The following is an 18,375-nucleotide window of genomic DNA, read 5'->3' on the forward strand; positions in this document are numbered from 1 at the left end:
CGGAGGCGCACGGCCGATGCTGGGCGGGTGATTTCTCCCGTTTCTCCCCCGGTGACCGGCGTGCGCCGTGGCCCGATGCTCGCCGTGCTGCTCACCGGTCAGGTCATGGCCTCCATGGACGGCTCGATCGTGTCGGTCGCCGCGCAGACCATCCGCCAGGACCTGCACGCCGGCGGCACGGCGATCCAGCTCGTCGTGTCGGGCTACCTGCTGACCGTCGGCGTGCTCCTGGTCACCTGCGCGCGGATCGGCGACCTCGTCGGGCAGCGGCGCGCGTTCCTGCTCGGGCTGGGCTGGTTCACCGGCGCCTCGCTGCTGTGCGGGCTGGCCCCCGACGTGGGCGTGCTGGTGCTCGCGCGCGTCGCGCAGGCCGCCGGGGCGGCGCTGCTCACCCCGCAGATCTTCGCGCTCATCCAGACGCACTGGCAGGGCGAGGCCCGCCGCCGCGCGATCGGCCTGTACAGCATGGTGCTCGCCCTGGGCGTCGCGCTGGGGCAGGTCGTCGGCGGGCTGGTCGTCAGCGCCGACCTCCTGGGCCTGTCCTGGCGGCCGGTGTTCCTGATCAACATCCCGATCGGCGTGCTCGCGCTGGCCGTGGGGCCGCGCCTGCTGCCGCCCTCGCCCGTGGACGCGCGGGCGCGCCTCGACCCGGGCGGCGTGGCGATCCTCACCGCGGCCATGGCCGCGATCACCGTCCCGCTGATCTTCGGCCCCGACCTCGGCCGGCCGCTCTGGATGTGGATCTCGCTGGCCTGCGGCGCCGCGCTGTCGGCGGTGTTCGTCCGGCACGAGAGCAGAGCCCGGCACCCGCTGCTGGACCTGGCCTCGGTACGGCCGCGCGGGGTGCGGCCGGGGCTGGCGGCGTGCTGGATCGTCATGGGCTGCTACACCGTCTTCCTGCTCACCCTCACGCTGCACCTCCAGACCGCGCTGGGGTACTCGCCGCTGTGGGCGGGGCTGGCCTTCGTCCCGTACGCGCTGGGGTTCGGCGCGCTGAGCCTGAGCTGGACCCGGTATCCGCAGGGGTTGCAGCGGGTCCTGCCGGTCGCGGGGCCGGTCGCCTTCGCCGCCGGGGCGGGCCTGCTGGTGCTGCTGTGCCGGGACGAGTGGCGGCCGGACGTGGCCGTCCCGCTGCTGCTCCTGGCCGGGGCCGGGCACGCCGCCGGGTACAGCCCGCTGATCGCCCGCGTCACCACGCTGGTCGAGCCGCGGCTGGCGTCGGCGATCTCGGCGCTGAACGCCACCGGGCCGGTGCTGGCCGGGGTGACCGCCGTCGCCGGGCTCGGCAGCGTCTACTTCGCCGCGCCGTCCTCGGCCGACGGGCTGCTGCGGGTCGTCGGCGCGGTCGCCGCCCTGCTCGTGGGCGCGGCCCTGTGCGCCGGCCGGGCCACCCTGGGGAGCGGCCCGGCGTTCACAGGAGTGTCCCGCCGGAGACGTCGAACCTGACCAGCGCCTCGTCGATCCGGTTCAGGGTGTCCGGGTGCAGGGTGAGGTCGGCGGCGGCCAGGTTCTCCTCGATGTGGGCCGGGGTGCGGCTGCCCGGGATCGCCACCACGTGCTCGTCCTGGTGCAGCAGCCAGGACAGGGCCAGCTGGGCGGGGGTGATGCCGAGGCTGGCGGCCAGGGTGCGGACGGGGGCGTACCTGTCGTTGTTGCCGGCCAGGTTCTCCGCCGAGAACCGCGGCGCGTTGTGGCGGAAGTCGCCTTCCTCCAGCCGCTGGACCGTGCCCGTCAGGAAGCCGTTGCCCAGCGGGCTCCAGGCCACCAGGCCGACGCCGAGCTCGCGGGCCGCGGCCAGCAGGTCCGGCTCCACCGGCCGCCACATTGACCACTCGTTCTGCACGGCCGTCACCGGATGGACCGCGTGCGCGGCCCTCAGCTGGGCCGCCGTCACGTTGGACAGGCCGATGTGCCTGATCAGGCCGTCGCGCACCAGGTCCGCCATCGCGCCGACGGTCTCCTCCAGCGGGACGCCGGGGTCCGGGTAGTGCAGGTAGTACAGGTCGATCACGTCGGTGTCCAGGTTGCGCAGGCTGCGCTCGGCGTAGCGGCGGACCAGGCGCGGGTCGGCGTTCACGCGCAGCTCGTTGAACGCGTACCCGACCGGGTACGGGCGGCTGGGCTCGCCTTCGGGGATCGCCAGGCCGAACTTGGTGGCCACCACGACCTCGTCGCGGGGGCGTCCCTTGAGCGCGCGGCCGACCAGGCGCTCGTTGTGGCCGTCCACCCCGTAGGCGTCGCTGGTGTCGACGTGGGTGGCGCCGCCGTCGAGGGCGGCCCGCAACGCCTTCTCTGCACGGGTGTCGTCGATGTCGCCGTACACACCGGGCGAGAGCACCATCGCGCCGTAACCGAGCGCGGGGACCTGCAGTGTTCCGAGTTCGCGTGTCTTCATGACGATGATCGTGCCGCCGGCGGACGCCCGGCGTCCAAGACCCTTTGCTATAACCATCGGTTATGGACGTGCACCTGCGGGAGCTCCGCTACTTCGTCGCGGTGGCCGAGGAGCTGAACGTGACGCGCGCCGCCGAGCGGCTCTTCGTCTCGCAGCCGGCCCTGTCCAAGCAGCTCAGGGTGCTGGAGCGGCAGCTCGGCTTCGCGCTGCTGGACCGCGTGCACGGCGGCGTGACGCTGACCCGGCAGGGCGAGGCGCTGCTGCCGGTGGCCCGCGACCTGCTCGGACGCTGGGCCGCCGGCGTGGAGGCGGCCCGCGCCGCCGCCCCCGCCGGGACGCTGGTCATCGGCATGCAGACGGCCGTCGGCCGGGGGTTGCAGCAGGAGGCGCTGCGGCTGTTCCGGCAGGCCCGGCCGGGCTGGGAGGTGTCGCTCCGGCTCGTGGGCTGGGACGACCCGAGCGGCGGCCTGGCCGACGGCTCCTCCGACGTGGCGTTCATCTGGCTGCCGGTGCCGCCAGGGCTGGAGACGTACGTGCTGGTCACCGAGGAGCGGGGGGTGGCGATGCCCGCCGGGCACCGGCTGGCCGGCCTGGCCGAGGTCCCGTTCGCCGAGCTGCGGGACGAGCCGTTCATCGCGCTGCCCGCGGCGGCCGGCCCGCTGCGCGACTTCTGGCTCGCCCGCGACGCCCGGGACGACGACCCGGTCGTGGGCGTCACGGCGAACACGCCCGAGGAGGTGTTCGAGGCCGTGATCAGCGGTCTGGGCGTCGTCCTCGTGGCCGAGGGGAACGCGGCGCTCTACAAGCGTCCAGGCATGGTCTACCGCCCGGTGACGGGTCTCCAGCCGGGCCGGCTGGCCATCGCCTGGCGCCGCGGGGACGCCCGTCCCCACGTCACCGCCTTCGTCGAGGCCCTGAAACGGGCCGCCGCCACGGTCTGACGCGGCCCGGCCGGTCAGCCGAGCGAGCGCCGGTAGCCGCCAGCAGGCGTTCCCAGCCGGGCCGCCGGGCGGCGGGGTCCAGGCCGTCGAGGTGGTCCTGCGGGAGCAGCCCGCGGTAGGCGGCCTGCCAGGACCGTACGTGGATCTCGGCGATCGCCTGGGCGTCGGCCGGGGTCGCCTTCCGGATGCGCATCCATCCGTGCTATCACCCCGGGAGCCGCAAATCAGGGAAAGGCTCGCTTTTCCGGCGATCAGCCCGAATTCATCGGCACGTTTCGGGAAGTCGCCACTAAGGTCTGACCCGACGCACCGGTAACACAGGAAAGGCACCCCCTATGAGCGACCACGCCATCACCTTCGACCTCATCGACGTCGACAAGGACGGCCGCATCTCCGCCGTCGAACTCGTCCGCCTGATGGAGATCCTCGGCCAGCCCATCACGTTGGACGCGGCCCAGGAAGGCGTGCGGAAACTGGACAAGGACGGCGACGGCCTGATTGACGTGGACGAGTTCGGCGCATTCCTGCAGAAATGACAGAAACAAGCTCTTGCTAGGCAAACTCTTGTCGCCTGATCCACAATGGCGACAGGAGGGACGATGACCATCAAGAGTGACATCAGCGAAACCCGGCTCCCCGCGGACATCGTGAGAACGCTCAAGGCGGGCATCGGAAGGGTCTCGGCCGAGGTGACCGAGGAGATCCGGACCCGGATCCCCGAGTACGCCAGACCCGCCGACGAGATCTACATCAAAGTCGTGAAGATGGCGGTCGAGGAGGCCATCGACGGCTTCCTCGACCGCATCGAGAACCCGGCCGCCCCCTTCGACCCCGAGCCGTTCCGCATGATCGGCAGGGGCGAGGCGGCCGAGGGCCGCAACCTGGAGCCGCTGCAGACGGCCATGCGGCTCGGCGCCCGCGTCTGCTGGCGGCGGCTGACGGAGATCGCCGACCCGCTCGGCCTGACCCCGCAGACCCTGTACGACCTGGGCGAGGCCATCTTCGTCTGCCTCGACCAGCTCGCCGACGCCGCCGCCCAGGGCTTCGACGAGGCCAGGGCGCACGCCGCCGGCGAGCTCGAACGCCGCCGCAACCGGCTGCTCGACCTGCTCCTCAGCCGCCCGGCCGCCGCCCCCGAGGCCGTCGCCGACCTGGCCAGGGCCGCCGGGTGGCGGCTGCCGAGAACCGTGGCGGCCGTGGCGCTGGACGACCGGCACGGGACGTACCGGGCGCCCGTCCTGCCGCCGGACGTGCTCGGCGGGCTGGAGCGGCCCGCGCCGTGCCTGCTGGTGCCCGACCCGGACGGGCCGGGACAGGCGCAGCTGCTCGACCACGCGCTGCGCGGCCACCGTGCCGCGATCGGCCCGGCGGTGCCGCTGGCCGCGGCGGCGACGTCCCTGAGGTGGGCGCGCGAGGCGCTGGAGCTGTCCGGGCGCGGCGTGCTGCCGCGCGGGCTGCTGCGCTGCGCCGACCACATGGCCACGCTCGTGGTGTTCAAGGACGAGGAGCTGGTCGGCGCCATGGCGCAGGCACGTCTCGCGCCGCTGGCCCACCTGCGGCCGGCCCAGCAGGACCGGCTGGCCGAGACGCTGCTCGCCTGGTTGCGGCACGGCCGGGGCGCCGGCGAGGTGGCCGCCCGGCTGCACGTGCATCCGCAGACCGTGCGCTACCGGCTGCGGCAGCTCGAAGAGCTCTACGGCGACCAGCTCGCCGACCCCGACGTCCGGTTCGAGCTGGAGATCGCGCTCAGGGCCCGCCAGGCCCTCATCGCCGCCCGGCCGTGACCGGCCCGCCGCGCCAGGCCGGCGCGGCGGCTCGCGTCAGGCGGTGTGCAGGTAGACCTGGCCGAAGACCTCGGACAGGTTCTTGATGTCCGTGGCGACGTCGGCCTCGGGGCTGCTGTAGTCGTAGACGGTGGCCAGCCGCGGGCGCACGGTGCCGAGCTTCTTGAGCTGGTCCCAGGTGGGGTTGGCCGCCCACTTCTCGCCGTACACGCGGTTGACCTGGCCCTGCGCGTCCTGCCAGCGGCTCCACAGGACGACGGTCTCGGCGGCGTCGGCCTGGAGCGGGGCGGCGATGCGGTCGGTGATGGCCTGGGTGGCCTGCTCGGCGGTGAGCTTGGAGGTGCCGGCGGCGGTGAACCCGGCGTCCTCGGCGGCGATCTGGGCGTAGGCGTCCCAGGCGCGGGCGCGGACCTGGATCCACTGGTTGCGCTGGGCCTCGGCGGCGTCGATCTTCCAGGTGGCGTACTCGGTGGCCAGGTGGCCGGTGTCCAGGGTCAGCTGGTCGATCTGGCCGCCGGAGAGCCAGGCGCCGATGCGGGCGGGGTCGAGCAGCGGGTACTTCTTGGTCATCTCGGCCTTGCAGGCGTCGTTGGCGCCGCAGCCGAACAGCGGGACCACCGTGTGCGCCGCCAGCTTCTTGCCCGGCACGAGGTTGCGCAGCGCGGTCGTGGCCTCGGTGACGAACTTGTCCAGCTCCTCGGCCGTGGCGAAGGTCTGGTTGTAGCCGAGCTGCGAGGTGAACCTGATCCCGGCGACCCCCGGCCGCGCGGCCAGGGCGGCGACCTTCTTGGCGGCCTCGGCCAGCTTGCCGGCCTTGTAGTCGTCGGCCAGCTCGGTCTCGATCCAGGTCCGCAGGCCCGCCTCGACCGCGGTCTTCACGGCCTGGCCCGCCGGGCTCTCGGCGGCGGCCGTCTTGGCGGCGGCCGAGATCTCGTCGGGGTCGACGTGGCACTTCTGGCCGTCCGGGCACTGGTCGGGGGTGCCGCCGTCCTCGGCGCCGTCGACGTCCGGGGAGTCGACGTCGTGCATCTCGCCGTCGCCCTCGGAGTCGGTCGCGCACTCGTTGCCCGGCTCGGAGCAGTCGACCACGATCTCGCGCATCGGGCCGGAGTCGATCATGTTCTTGCCGTCGTTGTCCAGCCAGAACCGGGCGATGTCGGCGGCCTCCTCGGGGGTGGCCAGCCAGCGGCAGACGACGTACGCCGGGGTGTCGGCGGACATCAGGTCGTTGCAGCCCCGTGGATCGTCCTGCGACCAGGCGGGAACTCCGACGCCGAGCAACGACAGGGTCAGTCCGATGACGAAGATCTTCCGCAGTCGCATGACGCCTTTACTCCCATGGGGGGCGATCGTGGGCAAATAGCACACTATCTGGACGATCAACAACCTTCAATGAGATCCACGGCGGTCCTCACGCGCTTCTCGACGGGCAGTAGGCGTCCCAGTCGGGACGGCGAGGGGGATCATCCGTCTTCCTCCACCCAGTGCCAGCCCGAGCCGTCCGGGTTCTCCCGCACCACCCTCGTACGCCCCTGCACGACCCTGACCCACCCGGTAGGCGGCGCTTCCTCCCGGCGGGACGGGTGATCGACCTGCGTGTCAGGCATGCCTCGGAAACTACGCGGGAACCGGGCACGGTTCTTGCCCGGCGCCCGCACTTTTCCCGACCGGTCCTGTCACCGCCGTGACAAATATTGGGACGACAACCCGCCGCCACAAACGGCAGACTGGGACGGATTTGACCGTTTTCGAGGGGACCGGCCCAGTGCACAGCTACCTTCGCGACCTCGGGCTGCTCCGCGACCGCAAGTTCGCCCTGTTGTTGTCCGCGCGGACCATCTCCATGCTCGGCAGCGCCTTCGCGCCCGTGGCGCTCGCCTTCGGCATCCTCGAACTGCCCGGCGCGAGCGCCACGACGTTGTCGGTGGTGCTCACCGCCGAGTCGCTGCCCATGATCGTGTTCATGCTGATCGGCGGGGTGATCGCGGACCGGCTGCCGCGGCAGCGGGTGATGATGGCCGGCGAGCTGCTCATGGCGCTGGGTTACTTCGCGCTGGCGGCGATGATGCTGACCGGCTGGGCGCCGCTGCCCGTGATGAGCGTCGCGGCGGCGGCCTGCGGCGTGGGCACGGCGGTCATGTTCCCGGCGCTGACCGGCATCATCCCCGAGGTCGTGCCCGCCGACCGGCTGCAGGCCGGCAACGCGCTGCTCGGCCTCGGCGCGAACGCCTCGCGCGTGACCGGGGTGGTGCTGAGCGGCGCCACAGTGCTGTGGTTCGGCGGCGGCTGGGCCCTGCTGGTCAGCGGCGCGATGTTCGCGGTGGCCGGCGTGCTGATCGCGCTGCTGCGCCTGACCCCCGCCGAGCGCGCGGCGGCCGAGCGGCACTCGGTGCTGGCCGACCTGCGCCACGGGTGGCGGGAGTTCAGCTCGCGGCAGTGGATCTGGGTGGTGGTCGCCCAGTTCTCGGTGCTGGTGATGGCGATCCAGGCCGGGCACGGCGTGCTCGGGCCGCTGCTGGCCAAGGAGACGCTGGGCGGGCCGGCGGCCTGGTCGGCGTTCCTGGCCGGCGAGGCCGTCGGGACGATCGCCGGGGTGCTGGTGTCGTTGCGGCTGCGCCCGCGCCGGCCGATCCTGCTCGGCACGCTGCTGTGCCTGCCGACCGCGCTGCCGTACGTGCTGCTCGGGCTCGACGCGCCGCTGTGGGCGATCGTGGCGGGGGCGTTCGTGCTGGGCGTGTGCTTCGACGTCTTCGGCGTGTTGTGGCAGACGACGATGCAGCGCGAGATCCCGGCGGAGTCGTTGTCGCGGGTCAGCTCGTACGACGCGCTCGGGTCGCTGATGTTCGGGCCGATCGGGCTCATGCTGGCCGCGCCGGCGGCGGTGGCCTTCGGCACCGAGGGGGCGCTGCTCGGCTGCGCCGCCCTCGTCGTGCTGTCCACGCTCGCCGCGCTGGCCGCGCCGGGGGTGCGCAACCTGCGCGCCCCCGAACCGGAGCCGGAGCCGGTCTCACTCTGAGCGGAACCAGGCGTTGGCCCGCGGCTGGAACATCAGCGTGACGGCCCCGAGCACGGCCGTCACGTGCAGCACCCGGCTGATCGTGAAGAGCCAGGTCACCACGTCGGCCCCGGCGGCGGCCTCGGCGATCGAGCCGCCGTGCAGCAGCCACTGGATCGGCCCCACGACCAGCGACAACGTGCCGAAGACGCCGAGCCCGACGGCCAGCGTGAGCCTGGCCCAGTTCCGCCCCGTGCGCATCCGCAGCGTCAGGAAGACCGCCGCGGCGAACACGGCCACCCGCAGACCGGCGCCGGGCAGCAGGTCCAGGACGCCCGAGGTGCCCTCGTAGAGCTCCCTGCCGACGGCGAGCACGGTCTCGAACGCCCCCGCCGCGACGGCGGACATCCACAGCAGCGCGGCGGCGTGCACGACGGGCGGCGGCTGGGGGGTACGGGGCTCGGCGGTCTGCGAGGCGAGGGCGGCGGTCATGGCGGGCTCCCTGTCGTGTCGGCTACAGGGAAAGTCTGATCCGCGGGCCCGCGCCGATCATGCCCGTCGTCCCCCGAATCCCGGTGAGGCGGGCCCTACCCCGAGGTCTCCGCTCGTGCGCAGGCCGCGGGCGACCGCGCGCTCGTGGCCGAGCCCGAAGCGCGGCTCGGGGGCGCGCTCGCCGTCCAGGATCGAGGCCACGTACGCGGCCAGGGCCGGGGCGTGCTTGAACCCGTGGCCCGAGTCGCCGCCGAGCAGCCACACGCCGGGCGCGTGCTCGGCGATGATCCATTCGGCGTCGGGGGTGAGCGCGTACTGGCAGACCTGGCTGAACAGCACCGGCGCGGCCGCCAGCGACGGGAACCTGCGCCGCAGGTAGCCGCGGGCCTGCTCGACCGCGGACGGGTGCACCACCCGGCTGCCCCCCTCCGGCTCGTACGGCTCCCCTTCGGCGTCGGAGGTGGCCTTCATGCCGACCCCGTCCACGTCGCCGTGCCCGTAGGCCGAGGAGCCGTAGTCCATCCAGGCGGGCGTCTCGGGGGACGACCACGCGGCGGGCGCGGCGAAGTGCACCGTGTCCTGCCTGGTCACCGTGACCGGCACGGAGAACAGGCCGGGCAGCCAGGCGCCGCACGCCCACACGACCCGGTCGGCCCGCCGCACCTCGCCGTCCACCTCGACCGCGCTCAGCCCCGGCACGGGCGCCGCCCGTCCCCTGACCAGCCGGACGCCGGCCGCCAGGGCCAGCCGGGCGGTCACCTGCGTCGCCCGCCGCGCCCTGAGCACGCCCGCGTGCGGCTCGTGGAGCAGGAAGCTCAGGTCGTCGCCGCGGTAGTCGGGGAAGAACCGCCGGCCGTCCGCCGGGTCGAGCACCTCAACCGGGATGTCAAGATTTTTCAGTACTTGGGCGCTGGCGTGCTCCCACCCGTCCGGCCGGGCCGCGAACCACACGATGCCCGACTCCAGGAACAGATCCTCGCCGGCCCGCTCGCCCAGCAGCCGCCAGCCCTCCCGCGCCTCCCAGGCCAGCCGCGCATACCAGTCGTCGACGCCGTGCGCGCAGCGCAGGAGCCGCGTCTCCCCCGCGCTGGCCTGCCGGACGTGTCCGGGCTTGTGCTGTTCGACCAGGGTCACCTGCCAGCCGGTTTCGGCCAGCCGCAACGCCAGCGACGACCCCCATATACCGGCTCCGACCACAATGACCGATTTCATGGAACCACCGTGACCGCAGGAACCGCCCCGCGCAAGGGTTCAGACGATGATCAACCGGACCACGACGCCCGCGCAGTTGCCCGCCACGCAGACGCGCACCGGGACCTCGGAGATGCCGGCCGCCTGGGGCACCCCGCCCACGTGCCCGTCGGGGCCGATCGTCACGCCCACGGGCAGCTTGGCGTGGTCGGTCACGCTGAAGGTGGGGACGACGCCCGGGGGACCGCCGTTGATGCCGATCTCGCCGGCCAGCGGGACGCCGGCCCGGCCCGGGAAGGTCAGCTCGCGCGGCTCCCATGGAACGTTCCCGAGCACGACGAGGGTGATGAGCTGCTCCTCGCACGCGTGCCCGGCGCAGAGCCGGACCGGGGCGATGAACGTGCCCACGCGCGAGGGCGTGCCGGACAGCCGCCCGCTCGCGTCGACGCTGACCCCCACGGCGACGTAACCGGCGCGGAAGGTGACGCCCTTGGCGACCGGCAGCAGCCACTGGCTCACCGTGATGCCCTGGGTGAGGTAGAAGGTGTTCTCCACCAGCCGGTCGCCCTCCGCGCGCGGCGGCGGGTCGATCAGGGTCTCCCTCGCCATGTACGCGATCGGCGTGGTGAGCGACGGCACGGCCGGCGGCAGGGCGCAGAGAGCCAGCCCGGCGACCAGGAACAGCCACCTCTGCCGCATCTCCACCCCCCCGACGCCTCTCGTCCCTACGTACCCCTTCACCGTGCTCTTTCACTGGTCAGCGGTCACTCCATAATCAAAGTCATGGCCGCCGAATCCGCCCAGACGCTCGAACGCGGGCTGCGCCTGCTGCGACTTCTCGCCGACGGGAAGGGCGGGCGCACCCCGACCGAGCTGAGCACCGAGCTGTCGCTGAGCCGGCCGGTGGTCTACCGGCTGCTGACGACGCTGCTGAACGAGGGGTTCGTCCGCCGCGACGCCGAAGGCCGGGTGCATCTCGGGTTCGGGGTGCTGGTGCTGGCCCAGGCCGTGCAGCCGTTGCTGCGCGCGGCGGCGGTGCCGACCCTGCGGCGGCTGGCCGAGCAGGTGGGCGCGACGGCCCACCTGACCGTGGCCGAGGGCGACGACGGGCTGGCGGTGGCGGTGGTGGAGCCGTCCTGGACCGACCTGCACGTGGCCTACCGGGAGGGGTCGCGCCATCCATTGGCGAAAGGCGCGGCGGGCCGGGCGATCCTGGCCCTGCGCGAGGGGCGCGACGAATACCTCGTGACGGAGGGGCAGTTGCAGGTGGGGGCGCGGGGCATCGCCGCCCCCGTGACCGGGCTGCCGTGGCTGGAGGCTTCGGTGGGGGTGGTGACGTTCGGCCCGCTGGAGGAGGGGACGGGGCCGCGCGTGGTGGCGGCGGCCGCCGAGCTGGCCGCCGCGCTGGGTTGACATCTCCACACCGATGTCGGACGGTAGTCACACATAGAGGACACATGCGTCCGGTAAGCGGACAACATGGAGGGCGGATGCCGTACTACCGCGTCGTTGGGGAAGTGCCCCGCAAACGGCACACGCAGTTCAGGCGGCCGGACGGCGGCCTCTACGCCGAGGAGCTGATGGGCGAGGAGGGCTTCTCGTCCGACTCCTCGCTGCTCTACCACCGCCACCTGCCCACCGCGATCATCAAGGCCGAGGCGGTCGCGCCCGCGTCCGCGACGCGGCTGGAGCCCAACCTGCCGCTCTCCCCGCGCCATTTCCGCACGCAGGAGCTGTCCAGCGCCGGCGACCTGGTCGACGGCCGCATCCTGCTCGCCGGCAACGCCGACGTCCGGTTGTCGTACGCCACCAGCGACCGCCCCAGCGAGCTGTACCGCAACTCCATGGGCGACGAGTGCGTCTACGTGCAGCGCGGCTCCGTCCGCTTCGAGTCCACCTACGGCGTCATCGAGGCCGGCGAGGGCGACTACGTCGTCGTCCCGACCGGCACGATCCACCGCTGGGTGCCCGACGGGCAGGTCAACGTGCTGGCCATCGAGGCGTCCGGGCACATCAGGCCGCCCAAGCGCTACCTGTCGCAGTACGGGCAGTTCCTGGAGCACGCGCCGTACTGCGAACGCGACCTGCGCGCCCCCTCGCAGACCCTGCTCGTGGAGGGCGAGGAGGTGCCCGTCCTGGTCCGCACGCGCGGCGGCCTGACCAGGCTCGTCTACCGCAACCACCCCTTCGACGTGGTCGGCTGGGACGGCTACCTCTATCCGTACGCCTTCAACATCGATGACTTCGAGCCGATCGTGAAGAAGACGCACGCGCCGCCGCCGGTGCACCAGACGTTCGAGGGGCCCGGGTTCGTGGTCTGCTCGTTCTGCCCGCGGCCGCTCGACTACCACCCCGAGGCCATCCCGATCCCGTACAACCACCACAACGTGGACTCCGACGAGTTCATGTTCTACGTGGGCGGCGACTACACCGCGCGCAAGGGCTCGGGCATCGACGTCGGCTCGGTCTCGCTGCACCCGGCCGGCTTCACCCACGGCCCGCAGCCCGGCGCGGTCGAGGCGGTGATCGACGCGGTCGCCCGCGGCGTCACCACCACGAGCGAGATGGCCGTGATGGTCGACACCTTCCGCCCGCTCGACCTCGGGCCGGGCGCGCTGTCCTGTGAGGATCCCGGCTACGCATGGACCTGGGCACGATGAGTCTCTACGCCGAACTGGTCGACGACGCGGGCCTGTTCCCGCCGACGTCGCTGCACATGGACGAGGCGCTGGCCCGCAACCAGCGCGACCTGGAGCACGGCAACGGCGTGCTCACCCACCGCTTCCTCTGCCCGGCCAGCCGGCTCGACCGGCTGCGCGGGCACGCCTACCGGCCGCGGCGCATCGGGCTGATCGTGGACACGCCCGAGCTTCCCGACTTCGGCGACCTGCCGGTGGACTTCGTCGAGATCCCGCTCGGGGCCGACGAGTCCGTCGCCGGGCTGGCCCGGCGCCTCGGCCTGCCCGCGCACGTGCGGCTGTTCGTCGAGGTCCCGCCGGACCGGAAGGTCGCCGGCGTGCCCGACGGGGTGGGGCTGAAGGTGCGCTGCGGCGGGCTGAAGGCCGAGGCGTTCCCGTCGGTGGAGCACCTCGCGGCGTTCGTCCGGGGCTGCGTCGAGGCCGACGTCCCGTTCAAGGCCACGGCCGGGCTGCACCACGCGGTGCGGCACTTCGACCCGAGCCTCGGCGTCGACCGGCACGGCTTCCTCAACCTGCTGCTGTCGGTCTGCGAGGCTGTGGAGGGCCGCGACCCCGCGGCCGTGCTGCGCACCACTGACGTCGGCCACCTCGTACGGCTGGCCGGGGCCGTGACGGAGGAGACCGCGAAGCGGGCGCGGCGGCTGCTGGTGAGCTACGGCTCCTGCAGCACCGGCACGCCCATCGAGGACCTGCAGACGCTAGGAGTGATTCAGTGAGCTGGGGAGTGGACAACCTGCCCTACGGCGTGTTCTCCCGTCGGGGCGAATCGCCCAGAGTGGGCGTCAGGTACGGCGACAAGGTGCTCGACCTGGCCGCCGCGCTGCACGACGAGGTGTTCGCCGCCCCCTCGCTCAACCCGTTCATGGCGAGGGGCCGCTCGGCCTGGCACGACACCAGGACCCTCATCCAGAACAAGCTGACCGGCGACTCCTCGGTCACCGAGAGCCACCTGATCCCGCTCGACCAGGTGCGGCTGCACATGCCGTTCGAGGTGGCCGACTACGTCGACTTCTACTGCTCGCTCGACCACGCGAGCAACATCGGGCGCATCTTCCGTCCCGACGCCGAGCCGCTGCTGCCCAACTGGCGTCACCTGCCCGTCGGCTACCACGGCAGGTCGGGCACGGTCGTGGTGTCCGGCACGCCGGTCCGGCGTCCGCACGGCCAGCTCAGGGCCGGGGTCTACGGGCCGTGCGCCAAGCTCGACATCGAGGCAGAGCTGGGGTTCGTGGTCGGCGTGCCGTCGGAGCTGGGCTCGCCGGCCGGGGCGTTCGAGGACCACGTGTTCGGGGTGACGCTGGTCAACGACTGGAGCGCGCGCGACATCCAGGCGTGGGAGTACGTGCCGCTGGGGCCGTTCCTGGGCAAGTCGTTCGCGACCTCGGTCTCGCCGTGGGTCACGCCGCTGGAGGCGCTGCCCAGGATCCCGGGCCGCCCGCAGGACCCCGAGCCGCTCGACTACCTGCGCAGGCAGGGCGACTGGGGCCTGGACATCGCCGTCGAGGTCGTGCTCAACGGCGACGTGATCTCGCGTCCGCCGTACCCGAGCATGTACTGGACGCCCGACCAGATGCTCGCCCACATGACCGTGAACGGCGCCTCCCTGCGCACCGGAGACCTGTTCGCCAGCGGCACGATCTCCGGCCCCGAACGCGACGAGCGCGGCTCGCTCATCGAGCTGACCTGGAACGGCGCCGAACCGATCAAGCTGTCCGGCGGCGACACCCGAACCTTCCTCCAGGACGGCGACACGGTGACGATCCGGGCCACCGCGGGCGGCCTGACATTGGGCGAGGTGTCCGGAACCATCGGATAAGTAACTCAAGGTGCTTCGACCGTCACTCACCGCTAACCTGGGAACTCCCCTTCCCTCGGAAAGCCCTCGGAGAGTGACGTGCGGCGTGCCGCGATCCTGTGTGTCGCCTTCCTCCTGGCCTGCTGCGGCTGCGGTCCCGTCGGCGACTCCCCGGCCGCGCCCGCGGTCGTGCACGTCTTCCCCGCCTTCGACGCCAAGCGGGCCCGTCCCGACAAGGGGCTGGTCATCACGGCGCAGGGCGGCCGGCTGACCCAGGTCCTGGTCTACGAGGGAGGCGAGCACGTCCCGGGCCGGCTCGACGCCTCGCACACCAGGTGGCGCTCCGACTGGACGCTCAAGCCCGCGACCGAGTACACCGTCACCGCCACGGCCGCGGGCGAGAACGGCCCGTCCACGGTCTCCATGGGCCGTTTCCGCACCCGTGCCGCCGAGCACACGTTCGGGGTGGCCGCCACCGCGCCGCTGCCCGGCGAGACCGTCGGCGTGGGCATGCCGGTCGTCATCGACTTCGACACCCCGATCCAGGACAAGGCGGCCGTCGAGCGGTCGCTGGAGGTCACCACGAAGACCCCGGCCGAGGGCGCCTGGCGCTGGACCAGCGACACGCAGGTGGTCTACCGCACCCGCCGGTTCTGGGCGTCGGGGCAGCAGGTGATGGTCAGCGCCCACCTGGCCGGGGTGCGCCCGGCCCCCGGCGTCTACGGCACCCTCGACTCCACCTTCGCCTTCACCGTGGGCCGCAGGCAGACCAGCACGGTCGACGCCCGCACCCACCAGATGGTCGTGCGCCGCGACGGCAAGGTGGTGCAGCAGATGGCCATCAGCGCCGGCATGGCCACCACGCGCGAATACACCACCACCAGCGGCATGCACCTGACCATGGACAAGGGCAACCCGGTCCGCATGATCTCCCCCGGCCGCACCAAGGGCGACCCCGGCTATTACGACCTGCTGATCGAGCACGCCGTGCGCATCTCCAACAGCGGCGAGTACGTGCACGCGAAGGACAACGTCTGGGCCCAGGGCAGGGAAAACGTCAGCCACGGCTGCATCAACGCGCGCCCCGACCAGGCGGCCTGGTTCTACGCCGGTTCGCTGCGCGGCGACCCCGTGCTGATCACCGGCACCGCCCGCCAGCTGGAATGGGACAACGGGTGGGGTTTCTGGCAACTTCCGTGGGACAAGTGGGTGCTGGGAAGCGCCCTGGCGGCCCCGCCGGCCGGCCGGTGACGGGTGCCCTGCGGACGAACGGGGGATTACGGTGGTAAGGGGGAACCAGTCGCACACACAGGCCCGTTATAGGTTCAGGAGGGCCGGAGCATGGATGAATGGGTCATCTGGATAATCCTCGCAGTCGTCCTCGGTGTGGCCGAACTGTTCACTCTCACGGCGGCCCTCGGGCTCCTGGGCGTGGCCGCTCTCCTGACCGCCGTGACGGCCGCCGTCGGGCTGCCCGTCCCCTTGCAGATCCTCGTGTTCGCCCTGTCCTCCGCGGCGGGGATGGTGGTCATCCGGCCGCTCGCCGTCCGCCATCTTCAGCAGCCGCCGTTGCAGCGTTTCGGCGTGGAGGCGCTGGTCGGCAAGCCCGCGTACGTGGTCTCCGAGGTCACGGGCCGCGACGGGCGGGTCCGTATCGGGGGTGAGGAGTGGTCCGCACGCGCTTATGACGAGACCCTGGTGATCCCCACCGGGGCGACCGTCGACATCATCGAGATCGAGGGCGCCACGGCCCTCGTGTATCCACGGGAGTGACCGCATGGACCCGTTGCTGATAGCCGGACTGCTGATCATCCTTTTCGCCGCGTTCACCGTGCTCAAGGCCGTGCGGATCGTGCCACAGGCGCGGGCCCGCAACGTGGAGCGGCTCGGCCGCTACCACCGCACGCTCAAGCCGGGTCTCAACTTCGTCATCCCCTACGTCGACCGCGTCTACCCGATGATCGACCTGCGCGAGCAGGTGGTGACCTTCCGCCCGCAGCCGGTCATCACCGAGGACAACCTGGTTGTCGAGATCGACAACGTCCTGTACTTCCAGGTCACCGACCCGCGGGCGGCGGCGTACGAGATCGCCAACTACATCACGGCCATAGAGCAGCTCACCGTCACGACCATGCGTAACGTGATCGGCTCGATGGACCTGGAGAAGACGCTCACCTCGCGCGACACCATCAACAGCCAGCTGCGCGGCGTGCTCGACGAGGCCACCGGCAAGTGGGGCATCCGGGTCAACCGCGTCGAGGTCAAGGCCATCGACCCGCCCAAGACCATCAAGGACGCGATGGAGAAGCAGATGCGGGCCGAGCGCGACAAGCGGGCCGCGATCCTCAACGCCGAGGGCCAGCGCCAGTCGCAGATCCTCACGGCCGAGGGTGACAAGCAGAGCCGCATCCTGCGGGCCGAGGGCCAGCGCTCGGCCGCCATCCTGGAGGCCGAGGGCCAGTCGCGCGCCATCGACCAGGTCTTCCAGGCCGTCCACCGCAACGACCCCGACCCCAAGCTGCTGGCCTACCAGTACCTTCAGGTGCTGCCGCAGCTCGCCCAGGGCAGCGGCAACACGTTCTGGGTCATCCCGAGCGAGGTCACCTCGGCGTTGCAGGGCGTCTCGAAGGCGTTCACCGAGGCGCTGCCGAAGTCGGCCGCCACCCGCGAGGAGCAGCCCCGGCCGTCGGAGGAGCTGGACAGGGAGATCGCGGCGGCCTCGGAGGCGGCGGCCGAGGCGGTCGCCGACGCGCAGGAGGCCGAGAGCCCCAAGGGCCCCCGCCAGATCGCCCAGGCCGTCGACGAGCCGTCCCCGTTCCCCGACCTGGAGCGCGAGCGCGAGCCCAAGGACACCGGCCGCTGACGTCCGCCGGGGCCGCGCGGGCTCTCCCGCCCGGCCCCGGCGCCGTTCAGCGCTGGCCGTTGTCGAAGTACGCGGCCAGCTCCGGGTCCAGCGGCGGCACGTCGTACGGCATGCCGCCGTCGCGCAGCGACATCGTGGCCATGTACCCGGCGGCGACGCTCATCCGGGCCGCCACGGGTGAGGTGTCGGTCGCCCCGCCGTCCCTGACGAACCGGCAGAACTCGGCCATGATCTGCGGGTCGGCCCCGCCGTGCGAGCCCTGCGCGGCCGGCACCCGGTAGGCGATGTCGCAGTCGTCCCGGTAGGAGGTGGGGCCGGTGTTCCACACCTTGACCGTGTCCCCCGGGCCGTCGCCGAAGTTCTCCAGCCGGCCCTCGGTCCCGATGACCGTGTAGTTGCGCACGTAGTCGGGGCTGAAGTGGCACTGCTGGTAGGCGGCGATGACGCCGTTGTCCAGGCGCATGTTCATGACCGACACGTCCTCGACGTCGATCACGTGGTTCAGGTCGCGCCGCTGTGTGGGCGGCCACTCGAACTCCCGCAGCCAGCCCTCCGGGCGGGGCGTCCCGGGCTCGCGGCGCGGCAGGTCGCCGTAGACCATCAGGTCGCCGAGGGCGTTCACGCGGGTGGCGTAGCCGCCGGCCAGCCAGTGGATCACGTCGAGGTCGTGCGCCGCCTTCTGCAGCAGCAGGCCCGTGGTGCGGGTGCGGTCGGCGTGCCAGTCCTTGAAGTAGTAGTCGCCGCCGTAGGACACGAAGTGGCGTACCCACACGGTCTTGGGCTCGCCGATCACACCCTTGCGGATGATGTCCCGCATCAGGCGCACCACGCCCATGTGGCGCATGTTGTGCCCCACGTACAGGCGGCTGCCCGTCTCGCGGGCGGCCCGCAGGATGTTGTCGCAGCCCTCGACGGTGATGGCCATCGGCTTCTCCAGGTAGACGGCCTTGCCGGCCTGGAGAGCGTCGATGGCGATGCGCTCGTGCGTGTCGTCGGGGGTGTTGACGACGATCGCGTCGAGATCCGGCCGGTCGAGCAGCTCGCGGTACTCCCCGGTCAGGAACTCCGCCTCGAACCGCTCCGACTGCTTCTTGAGCACTGCCGGGTCGGAGTCGCACAGCGCCGCCACGACCGAGCCCCCGCCCGGCCGGTGGGCGGCCAGGGCGAGACTCGTCCGCAGGCCGAGCCCGATGACTCCGATGCGCAGGTCTTCCACAAGT

General features: G+C 72.2%; 20 protein-coding genes. 12 read left to right on the forward strand and 8 right to left on the reverse strand.

Features of this window, described 5'->3' with window-relative positions; all coding sequences use genetic code 11:
• The first annotated feature begins 27 nt into the window (after nucleotides 1-27).
• Nucleotides 28-1,446, forward strand: a complete 1,419-nt coding sequence (locus AB0J76_RS44610) for an MFS transporter (RefSeq protein WP_352324956.1) — start codon at nucleotides 28-30, stop codon at nucleotides 1,444-1,446.
• Here the strand turns inward: AB0J76_RS44610 and AB0J76_RS44615 are convergent.
• Entirely contained in the window at nucleotides 1,412-2,395 is a 984-nt protein-coding gene (locus AB0J76_RS44615) for an aldo/keto reductase (protein ID WP_352324958.1), read from the reverse strand. The genes AB0J76_RS44610 and AB0J76_RS44615 overlap by 35 nt on opposite strands.
• Before the next feature lie 62 nt (nucleotides 2,396-2,457).
• On the opposite strand from AB0J76_RS44615, the gene AB0J76_RS44620 reads away from it, so the two are divergent.
• Nucleotides 2,458-3,336 (forward strand): LysR family transcriptional regulator, encoded by an 879-nt coding sequence (locus tag AB0J76_RS44620; protein WP_352324959.1) that lies wholly within the window; start codon nucleotides 2,458-2,460, stop codon nucleotides 3,334-3,336.
• Here AB0J76_RS44620 and AB0J76_RS44625 read toward each other — a convergent pair.
• Complete coding sequence (locus tag AB0J76_RS44625) at nucleotides 3,290-3,529, reverse strand: hypothetical protein (protein WP_352324960.1); 240 nt, start codon at nucleotides 3,527-3,529, stop codon at nucleotides 3,290-3,292. The two genes, AB0J76_RS44620 and AB0J76_RS44625, sit on opposite strands and share 47 nt — an antisense overlap.
• 142 nt (nucleotides 3,530-3,671) lie before the next feature.
• On the opposite strand from AB0J76_RS44625, the gene AB0J76_RS44630 reads away from it, so the two are divergent.
• Nucleotides 3,672-3,872 carry an EF-hand domain-containing protein gene (locus tag AB0J76_RS44630; protein WP_352324961.1) on the forward strand — a complete coding sequence of 67 codons (201 nt, stop codon included), beginning with the start codon at nucleotides 3,672-3,674 and terminating at the stop codon, nucleotides 3,870-3,872.
• 63 nt (nucleotides 3,873-3,935) lie between these two features.
• Nucleotides 3,936-5,120 (forward strand): helix-turn-helix domain-containing protein, encoded by a 1,185-nt coding sequence (locus AB0J76_RS44635; RefSeq protein WP_352324962.1) that lies wholly within the window; start codon nucleotides 3,936-3,938, stop codon nucleotides 5,118-5,120.
• Nucleotides 5,121-5,156: 36 nt separating this feature from the next.
• Here the strand turns inward: AB0J76_RS44635 and AB0J76_RS44640 are convergent, their stop codons facing one another.
• Both AB0J76_RS44640 and AB0J76_RS44645 read right to left on the reverse strand, forming a co-directional pair.
• Nucleotides 5,157-6,443 carry a hypothetical protein gene (locus AB0J76_RS44640; RefSeq protein WP_352324963.1) on the reverse strand — a complete coding sequence of 429 codons (1,287 nt, stop codon included), beginning with the start codon at nucleotides 6,441-6,443 and terminating at the stop codon, nucleotides 5,157-5,159.
• Nucleotides 6,444-6,583: 140 nt separating this feature from the next.
• Nucleotides 6,584-6,727 (reverse strand): hypothetical protein, encoded by a 144-nt coding sequence (locus AB0J76_RS44645; RefSeq protein ID WP_352324964.1) that lies wholly within the window; start codon nucleotides 6,725-6,727, stop codon nucleotides 6,584-6,586.
• 158 nt (nucleotides 6,728-6,885) lie between these two features.
• Here AB0J76_RS44645 and AB0J76_RS44650 point away from each other — a divergent pair, with 158 nt between their 5' ends.
• Nucleotides 6,886-8,136: an MFS transporter gene (locus tag AB0J76_RS44650; protein ID WP_352324965.1), complete on the forward strand. Its 1,251-nt coding sequence runs from the start codon at nucleotides 6,886-6,888 to the stop codon at nucleotides 8,134-8,136.
• Here the strand turns inward: AB0J76_RS44650 and AB0J76_RS44655 are convergent.
• Genes AB0J76_RS44655 through AB0J76_RS44665 form a run of 3 tightly spaced genes read right to left on the reverse strand, consistent with a single transcriptional unit; the run spans nucleotide 8,128 to nucleotide 10,497 of the window.
• Nucleotides 8,128-8,607 carry a hypothetical protein gene (locus AB0J76_RS44655; protein WP_352324967.1) on the reverse strand — a complete coding sequence of 160 codons (480 nt, stop codon included), beginning with the start codon at nucleotides 8,605-8,607 and terminating at the stop codon, nucleotides 8,128-8,130. The two genes, AB0J76_RS44650 and AB0J76_RS44655, sit on opposite strands and share 9 nt — an antisense overlap.
• Before the next feature lie 57 nt (nucleotides 8,608-8,664).
• Entirely contained in the window at nucleotides 8,665-9,819 is a 1,155-nt protein-coding gene (locus AB0J76_RS44660; protein ID WP_352324968.1) for an FAD-dependent oxidoreductase, read from the reverse strand.
• Nucleotides 9,820-9,858: 39 nt separating this feature from the next.
• On the reverse strand, nucleotides 9,859-10,497 hold the full coding sequence (locus AB0J76_RS44665) for a hypothetical protein (protein WP_352324969.1): 639 nt from the start codon (nucleotides 10,495-10,497) through the stop codon (nucleotides 9,859-9,861).
• An 84-nt stretch (nucleotides 10,498-10,581) separates the two neighbouring features.
• Here AB0J76_RS44665 and AB0J76_RS44670 point away from each other — a divergent pair, with 84 nt between their 5' ends.
• From AB0J76_RS44670 to AB0J76_RS44700, 7 genes are all read left to right on the forward strand, one after another.
• Nucleotides 10,582-11,211: a helix-turn-helix domain-containing protein gene (locus AB0J76_RS44670; protein ID WP_352324970.1), complete on the forward strand. Its 630-nt coding sequence runs from the start codon at nucleotides 10,582-10,584 to the stop codon at nucleotides 11,209-11,211.
• Between the two features lie 77 nt (nucleotides 11,212-11,288).
• Nucleotides 11,289-12,458 (forward strand): homogentisate 1,2-dioxygenase domain-containing protein, encoded by a 1,170-nt coding sequence (locus AB0J76_RS44675; RefSeq protein WP_352324972.1) that lies wholly within the window; start codon nucleotides 11,289-11,291, stop codon nucleotides 12,456-12,458.
• Complete coding sequence (locus AB0J76_RS44680; protein ID WP_352324973.1) at nucleotides 12,440-13,213, forward strand: hypothetical protein; 774 nt, start codon at nucleotides 12,440-12,442, stop codon at nucleotides 13,211-13,213. The genes AB0J76_RS44675 and AB0J76_RS44680 overlap by 19 nt, the downstream gene beginning before the upstream one ends.
• Nucleotides 13,210-14,313, forward strand: coding sequence for a fumarylacetoacetase (fahA, locus tag AB0J76_RS44685; protein ID WP_352324974.1), 1,104 nt, complete (start codon nucleotides 13,210-13,212; stop codon nucleotides 14,311-14,313). The genes AB0J76_RS44680 and fahA overlap by 4 nt, the downstream gene beginning before the upstream one ends.
• A gap of 78 nt (nucleotides 14,314-14,391) precedes the next feature.
• Complete coding sequence (locus AB0J76_RS44690; protein WP_352324975.1) at nucleotides 14,392-15,543, forward strand: Ig-like domain-containing protein; 1,152 nt, start codon at nucleotides 14,392-14,394, stop codon at nucleotides 15,541-15,543.
• Nucleotides 15,544-15,633: 90 nt separating this feature from the next.
• On the forward strand, nucleotides 15,634-16,065 hold the full coding sequence (locus tag AB0J76_RS44695; RefSeq protein ID WP_352324976.1) for an NfeD family protein: 432 nt from the start codon (nucleotides 15,634-15,636) through the stop codon (nucleotides 16,063-16,065).
• 4 nt (nucleotides 16,066-16,069) lie between these two features.
• Nucleotides 16,070-17,155: an SPFH domain-containing protein gene (locus AB0J76_RS44700; protein WP_352324977.1), complete on the forward strand. Its 1,086-nt coding sequence runs from the start codon at nucleotides 16,070-16,072 to the stop codon at nucleotides 17,153-17,155.
• A gap of 46 nt (nucleotides 17,156-17,201) precedes the next feature.
• Here AB0J76_RS44700 and AB0J76_RS44705 read toward each other — a convergent pair whose 3' ends face one another.
• Nucleotides 17,202-18,371: a Gfo/Idh/MocA family oxidoreductase gene (locus AB0J76_RS44705; RefSeq protein WP_352325037.1), complete on the reverse strand. Its 1,170-nt coding sequence runs from the start codon at nucleotides 18,369-18,371 to the stop codon at nucleotides 17,202-17,204.
• Nucleotides 18,372-18,375: the final 4 nt, after the last annotated feature.

This window comes from Nonomuraea sp. NPDC049624 (assembly GCF_040675255.1).
Taxonomy (GTDB): Bacteria; Actinomycetota; Actinomycetes; order Streptosporangiales; family Streptosporangiaceae; genus Nonomuraea.